Raw genomic sequence first — 6,807 nt, 5'->3', positions numbered from 1 at the left:
GCACCCATGCGGTTGAGATCGCCGAACTCGTAGCGCTGGGCGTAGACCGCCGCAAACACCCCGAGGGCAGCCAACCCCAAGCCGCCGAGAACATCCTGCATGTCCTTGTGTTTCATGTGTATCGTCTCCAGTTGAAAGTCGGTCGTGCCGCAGGTCTCCAAGACGCGGCGGCTGCCTGATTGGAATTGCAAAACCCTTCGTTGTCGCTACGTAATTGCACTTAGGACGGCAATGAATATCCGTCTGGCGACGGTCCAATGCCGCATGCGTGGAGCGGACAACGCGAAAATCGCTGCCCGGCCCGGGCTTTGGGGCTCGGGTGCTGCGCCGCCGTGGCCCTTCTTTGGCGGGTGCATGCGCTCTGCCGGCGTCAAGCCGACTTGCCTTAAAATGCCGCCAGCGAGCCGGTGCTTCCCCGGCTCGCTTTTTTATTCCTGGAAGCCATGTAGAGGACCACCATGTACAAAAACCTCGTGACCCGGCGCGCCTGCGCCTGGGCGGTCACCAGCTTTTTCTTTTCTTTCCCCCTCACCACGGTGGCCCAAACGGCCAGTCCGCCACCGCCTGCAGGCGCACCCCTGAAGGTCGCTTTTGTGTACGTGGCGCCGCTGACCGAAGCCGGCTGGGTGCGCCAGCACGAACAAGGCCGCCTCGCGGTGGCCGCCGCGCTGGGGAGCCAGGTGCAAACCCATTTTGTCGACAACGTGGCCGAGGGCGCCGACGCCGAGCGTGTCATCCGCGACCTGGCGCGCCAGGGCCACGGCATCATCTTCACGCCCAGCTTTGGTTACATGGAACCCACGCTCAAGGTGGCCAAAGAATTCCCGGGCGTCAAGTTCGAGTCCATCACCGGCTACAAGACCGCGCCCAACGTGGCCACCGCCAACGCGCGCTACTACGAGGGCCGCTACCTGGCCGGCATTGCGGCGGGCCGCATGGCCACGCAGGCCGGTTATGTGGCGGGTTTCCCGATCCCCGAGGTGATTCAGGGCATCAACGCGTTCACGCTGGGCATGCGCGCGGTGAACCCCGCGGCCACGGTGCGCGTGGTCTGGCTGGGCGAGTGGTTCAACCCCCCGCGCGAGCGCGACGCCGCCATGACGCTCATGAACCAGGGTGCCGAGGTGCTGGCGTTTCACACCGGCTCCACCGCCGTCATGGCCGCGGCGCAAGAGCGCGGCAAGCTGGCGGTGGCCTACCACTCCGACATGCGGCATGTGGCGCCCGATGCGCAGATCGCGGCTGTCACACACCTGTGGGGCGACTACTACACCCACCGCGTGAAGGCGGTGCTGGACGGCATCTGGCAGAGCGCCAGCGTGTGGGGCGGCGTGCGTGAAGGCATGGTCCGTGTGGACGGTTTTGGCAGCAAGGTGCCTGCCGCCGTGCGCCAGGAGGTGCTGGCGCGCCAGGCCGACATGGCCGCTGGCAAGTTGTCCGTGTTTGCGGCGAAAGCCGCTGTGCTGAACAACGCGGGCCAGGTGGCCATTGCGGCGGGGCAGGCGCTGTCGGACGCCGACATCCTCAACATGAACTGGCTGGTGGACGGCGTGCAGGGCAAACTGGGCCAGTGAAGCCATCGGTATGGCTTCTATGCCGCCATGGGTATGTCGACTGCGCAAAACGCCGCTAAGCTAGACGGCCTATGAAAGCCTACCGCGCCGCCATCCTCCGTTTCTCTGACGATCAGACCCCCGTGTACGACCCCGATGGGTTGCTGGTGGTGGGCCCCGACGCCACGGGGCGGCGGGTGGTGCGCGCCGTGGGGGATTTCCGCACGCTGGTGGACCGTTTTCCCGGCGTGGCCGTCGAAGACCTGCGGGGCCACATTCTGGCGCCGGGCTTCGTGGACCTGCACATCCATTACCCGCAGACCGATGTGATCGGCGCGCCTGCGGCGGGCTTGCTGCCCTGGCTGGAAAACTACACCTTCCCACACGAATCGCGGTTTTCAGACGCCACCTACGCCCGCGGCGTGGCCGAATTCTTTCTGGACGAACTGCAGCGCCACGGTGTGACCACCGCACTGGCTTTTGCCACCTCACACCCGAGTTCGGTCAACGCCTTGTTTGAAGCCGCGCAGGCCCGCAGCATGCGGCTCATCACCGGCAAGGTGCTGCAAGACCGCCACAGCCCCGACGGCGTGCGCGACGAGACCGAGCAAAGCCTGATCGACACCGAGGCGCTGATCCAGCGCTGGCACGGCGTGGACCGCCTGGGCTACGCCATCACGCCGCGTTTTGCGCCCACCAGCACGCCCGAGCAGCTGCGCGGCGCGGGCGTGCTGGCCGCCCGCTACCCCAGCGTGTGGGTGCAGTCGCATGTGGCCGAAAACGTGGACGAGGTGCGTTGGGTGACCGAGTTGTTTCCGCAGGCGCGCAGCTATCTGGGCGTGTACGCCGACTTTGGGCTGCTGCGCGAGCGCGCTATTTACGCGCATTGCATCCACCTGGACACCGCCGACCGCGCGCTCATGCAGCAAACCGGTGCCGCCGCCGCCGTCAGCCCCACCAGCAACCTCTTTCTGGGCAGCGGATTTTTTGACTACGCCGCCGCCGACGCCGCCGGCATGCGCTACGGCCTGGCCAGCGATGTGGGCGGTGGCACGAGTTTTTCACCGTTTCACACCATGCTCGGCGCCTATTGCGTGGGCCGCGAGGGCCAGACCAAAACCGGCTTGAGTCTCACCCCCGGCCAGCTCTGGTGGCAACACACCGCCGGTGCTGCGCAGGCGCTGGGCCTGGCCGGTGTGGTGGGCAACTTGCAGCTGGGTTGCGAAGCCGACTTCGTGGTGCTCAACCCGCAGGCCACGCCGTTGCTGGCGCGCAAGACCGCACAGGCCACCAGCCTGGACGAATTGCTGTTTGCGCTGATCGTGCTGGGTGACGACCGGGTGGTGGTGCGCACCCACATGGCGTGAGCGGCAGCTCACTCGCGGGTTGCCCCAAGGCAGATCACGGTGCGACTTCTTCAGGACTGACGCCAAGCCGCAGACCGTACGCAGGTACGGCAAGGCGAAGCAACAACGCCATGGCGGCTTATCGCCGGTCCTGTCCTTACAATCGGCGGCAACACCGGAGCACACCAGCATGAGTATCAAGAGCGACAAATGGATCCGCCGCATGGCCGAGCAGCACGGCATGATCGAGCCCTTCGAGCCCGGTCAGATCCGGCAAAACGCCGCTGGTGAAAAAATCGTGAGCTACGGCACCAGCAGTTACGGCTACGACATTCGCTGCGCGCCCGAATTCAAGGTGTTCACCAACATCCACAGCACCGTGGTAGACCCCAAAAACTTCGATGAAAACAGCTTTGTGGACATCCACAAGGACGTCTGCGTCATCCCGCCCAACAGCTTCGCGCTGGCGCGCACCCTGGAATACTTCCGCATCCCGCGCAACGTGCTGACCATTTGCCTGGGCAAAAGCACCTACGCACGCTGCGGCATCATCGTCAACGTGACCCCGTTCGAGCCCGAGTGGGAAGGTTACGTGACGCTGGAGTTCAGCAACACCACGCCGCTGCCCGCCAAAATCTACGCCGGTGAAGGCTGCGCCCAGGTGCTGTTCTTCGAGAGCGACAAAGACGATGTCTGTGAAGTCAGCTACAAAGACCGGGGTGGCAAGTACCAAGGTCAGGTGGGCGTGACGCTGCCCAAAGCCTGAGAAGCTGAGAGTCTCCAGATGCCCGTGCCTATGCGGTTTGACATGCATCAAAGCGGTGACGCGGGTGGCTGGCTAGCATCGCGTTTTCTCTTTCTGGCTGTTGGTGCCTGTGGCGGTGCCGCAGTGTCTTCGCCGTTCGCCGGCTCTCCCTGGCCACCGTTTTGTGTACCGCACGCCTTTCGTGCGGGCCTATTGGGACCATCCCACCTGCCCCATGTCTCAAAATTCTCCTTCGTTTCAGCACCCTGAACCCATTCCTCTGGGGCAGCCCTTGCCGCACCGCAAGGTGATTCGGGGTTGGCTGGCGCCCATTGTTGAGCGCCGCACCGCGCTGGCGGTGTTTTTGCTGGCGCTGGATCTGATGATCTACGCCGCGTTCATGGCCGGTACCGTGCTGCTGGAAGCCTGGTGGACCAAGCTGCTCAGCGGCATGGCGGCGGGTTTCATGATCGGGCGCCTGTTCGTCATCGGGCACGACGCCTGCCACCAGAGCTACACCCCGCACCGCCGCCTGAACCGCATCCTGGGCCGCATCGCGTTCACCGTGTCGCTCACGCCTTACAGCCTGTGGGAGGTGGGGCACAACGTGGTGCACCACGGTTACACCAACCTCAAGGGCGTGGACTTTGTGTGGGCGCCGCTGACCCAAGCAGAGTTTGACGCCCTGCCACCTGGGCGCCGTGCGCTGGAGCGGCTGTACCGCAGCGGCTGGGGCCCGGCGTTTTACTACCTCATTGAAATGTGGTGGTTGCGCATGTTCTTCCCGCGCAAAACCTACATGGGCACGCAGCGCAAGGAATTCATATGGGATGGCGTGTTTGTGGCCGCGACCGCCGTGGTCTGGATCGGTGCGCTGGTGGCGGCCGCTTTCGCCACCGGCCAATCGGTGTGGGCCACGCTGCTCTTTGGCTTTGTGGTGCCGTTCATGTTCTGGAACGCCATGATCGGCTTTGTGGTGTACATCCACCACACGCACACGGCGGTGCAGTGGCACGACGACAAAGCCGCCTGGGCCAAGGCCGCACCGTTTGTGTCCACCACGGTGCACATGACGTTCCCCATGCGCATCGGCGCGCTGATGCACCACATCATGGAGCACACCGCGCACCACGTGGACATGAGCATCCCGCTGTACAAGCTCAAAGGCGCGCAGCAGATGCTGGAAGACACCTTGCCGGGCCGCATCATCGTGCAGCGGTTTTCGTGGGCCTGGTACTTTGAGACCGCACGCAAGTGCAAGCTGTACGACTTTTCCCGCCGCTGCTGGACCGACTTTCAGGGCCGCCCCACGAGCGACTGCAAGCCTGCGGTGGGCTAAGAGGCTGCGCGTTTCGCTCATGCCCGCTCATCACCCCAAAACCTGCTCAGCAGGGCATATGCGCTTTAACAGCCCGCGCTGTGGCTGTGCGTTGCATCTTGATCGGGCGCGTTTCAAGGCCTTGCTCAGATACGCCCGAAAAGCGCTGAGTCATTGAGCCGGTGTTGGTGCGGCTGAAGAAATGCCCATATGTTCTCGGTCCGAGCAGGTCGCTGTGCGGTCTGGTGCCTGCCGATTGGGCGATTTCGGGTCAAAGTGAGACAATAGCGGGCTAACCCGTACAGAAATGACCCAATCTTTTTCCGAACTTTCCCTTGCTCCTTCCCTGGAGCGTGCCGTGGCCGAGATGGGCTACGAAAACATGACGCCGATCCAGGCGCAGGCCATTCCGGTGGTGCTTCAGGGCCGTGACGTGATGGGCGCCGCCCAGACCGGTACCGGCAAGACCGCCGCTTTCACGCTGCCCCTGCTGCAGCGCATGATGAAGCACGACAACACGTCCACCTCGCCCGCTCGCCACCCGGTGCGCGCTCTGGTGCTGTTGCCCACCCGCGAACTGGCCGACCAGGAGGCCGAGCAGGTGAAGCTCTACGCCAAGTACACCAACCTGCGCAGCACCGTGGTGTTCGGCGGTATGGACATGAAGCCGCAAACCGCCGAGCTGAAAAAAGGTGTTGAGGTGCTGGTGGCCACGCCCGGGCGCCTGCTGGACCACATTGAAGCCAAGAACTGCGTGCTCAACCAGGTGGAATACGTGGTGCTCGACGAAGCCGACCGCATGCTCGACATCGGCTTTCTGCCCGACCTGCAGCGCATCCTGTCTTTCCTGCCCAAGCAGCGCACCACGCTGCTGTTTTCGGCCACGTTCTCACCCGAAATCAAGCGCCTGGCGGGCAGTTATCTGCAAGACCCGGTGACGATTGAAGTGGCGCGTTCCAACGCCACCGCGTCCACGGTGGAGCAGCATTTTTATGCGGTGGACGACGACGACAAGCGCACCGTGCTCAAGAAAATTCTGAGCGAGCGCGGCCTGAAACAGGCCTTTGTGTTCGTCAACAGCAAGCTCGGTTGCGCCCGGCTGGCGCGCTCGCTGGAGCGCGAAGGCCTGAACACCACCGCTTTGCACGGCGACAAAAGCCAGGACGAACGCCTGAAAGCCCTGGAGGCCTTCAAAAGCGGCGCGGTGGACCTGCTGGTGTGCACCGATGTGGCCGCGCGCGGTCTGGACATCAAGGACGTGCCGGCGGTGTTCAACTTCGACATTCCGTTCAACGCCGAAGACTATGTGCACCGCATTGGCCGCACCGGCCGCGCGGGTGCGTCGGGTCTGGCGGTGTCGTTTGTCAGCGCGCGTGATGCGCGCCTGATGGGCGACCTTGAAAAGTTGCTGGGCAAAAAGCTGGAACTTGAAGCGCTGGAGCTGGAAGCGGACAAGCGCCCGGCCGGGCACTTCAACGACGGCCAGCGCGCCTGGAAGCAGCCTGAAGCCGCCGAAGGCCGCGAAATCCGTGCCGCGCGGGAAAGCCGTGCCCCGCGCGAAGGGCGTAGCGATTCCCGCTTCGCATCTGGCAGCCGAGCCCCGCGTGCACCGGCCGACCCGCTGTTTGACAAACCCTACGAGCCCAGCACCAGTGCCGATGTGAAGCCGTCTTGGGAGGCCGCGCCATCCACCACCGCGCGCAGTCTGTCGCCCAACATCAAGTCTCGCAAAAAAGTGGCGGCGTTGTTCAAGAGCACACCGGCACCGGTGCTGGCGGCGAAAGCCCCGGCAGATGCACCCACCACGGCCAACAACGCAAGCGCCGAGGGAGGCTGAGCCGCACA

At 64.2% G+C, this 6,807-nt stretch carries 5 protein-coding genes; all 5 read left to right on the top strand.

Translation table 11 applies throughout. The annotated features are described in order from the left end of the window. Positions 1–458 precede the first annotated feature (458 nt). The 5 genes from Q7J58_RS09810 (at position 459) to Q7J58_RS09790 (ending at position 6,799) form a co-directional block, all read left to right on the top strand. Entirely contained in the window at positions 459–1,574 is a 1,116-nt protein-coding gene (locus Q7J58_RS09810; RefSeq protein WP_304826904.1) for a BMP family ABC transporter substrate-binding protein, read from the top strand. A 71-nt stretch (positions 1,575–1,645) separates the two neighbouring features. Continuing rightward, positions 1,646–2,920: a guanine deaminase gene (gene guaD, locus Q7J58_RS09805; RefSeq protein WP_304826901.1), complete on the top strand. Its 1,275-nt coding sequence runs from the start codon at positions 1,646–1,648 to the stop codon at positions 2,918–2,920. Between the two features lie 169 nt (positions 2,921–3,089). Then, positions 3,090–3,665, top strand: coding sequence for a dCTP deaminase (gene dcd, locus Q7J58_RS09800; protein ID WP_304826898.1), 576 nt, complete (start codon positions 3,090–3,092; stop codon positions 3,663–3,665). Between the two features lie 214 nt (positions 3,666–3,879). Further along, positions 3,880–4,983 carry a fatty acid desaturase gene (locus Q7J58_RS09795; protein ID WP_304826895.1) on the top strand — a complete coding sequence of 368 codons (1,104 nt, stop codon included), beginning with the start codon at positions 3,880–3,882 and terminating at the stop codon, positions 4,981–4,983. 286 nt (positions 4,984–5,269) lie between these two features. Continuing rightward, positions 5,270–6,799: a DEAD/DEAH box helicase gene (locus Q7J58_RS09790; RefSeq protein ID WP_304826891.1), complete on the top strand. Its 1,530-nt coding sequence runs from the start codon at positions 5,270–5,272 to the stop codon at positions 6,797–6,799. The last annotated feature ends 8 nt before the right edge of the window (positions 6,800–6,807 follow it).

Origin of the sequence: Hydrogenophaga sp., assembly GCF_030656115.1 — a bacterium.
Classification (GTDB): Bacteria; Pseudomonadota; Gammaproteobacteria; order Burkholderiales; family Burkholderiaceae_C; genus Hydrogenophaga.
The sequence above is the reverse complement of the archived record's forward strand: the minus strand, read 5'-3'. Positions and strand labels throughout refer to the sequence as shown.

Excerpts from the sequence above, each read along its gene's own strand:
- Q7J58_RS09810 (WP_304826904.1), top strand. The coding sequence starts at position 459 with ATGTACAAAAACCTCGTGACCCGGCGCGCCTGCGCCTGGGCGGTCACC.
- guaD (WP_304826901.1), top strand. The coding sequence starts at position 1,646 with ATGAAAGCCTACCGCGCCGCCATCCTCCGTTTCTCTGACGATCAGACC.
- dcd (WP_304826898.1), top strand. The coding sequence starts at position 3,090 with ATGAGTATCAAGAGCGACAAATGGATCCGCCGCATGGCCGAGCAGCAC.
- Q7J58_RS09795 (WP_304826895.1), top strand. The coding sequence starts at position 3,880 with ATGTCTCAAAATTCTCCTTCGTTTCAGCACCCTGAACCCATTCCTCTG.
- Q7J58_RS09790 (WP_304826891.1), top strand. The coding sequence starts at position 5,270 with ATGACCCAATCTTTTTCCGAACTTTCCCTTGCTCCTTCCCTGGAGCGT.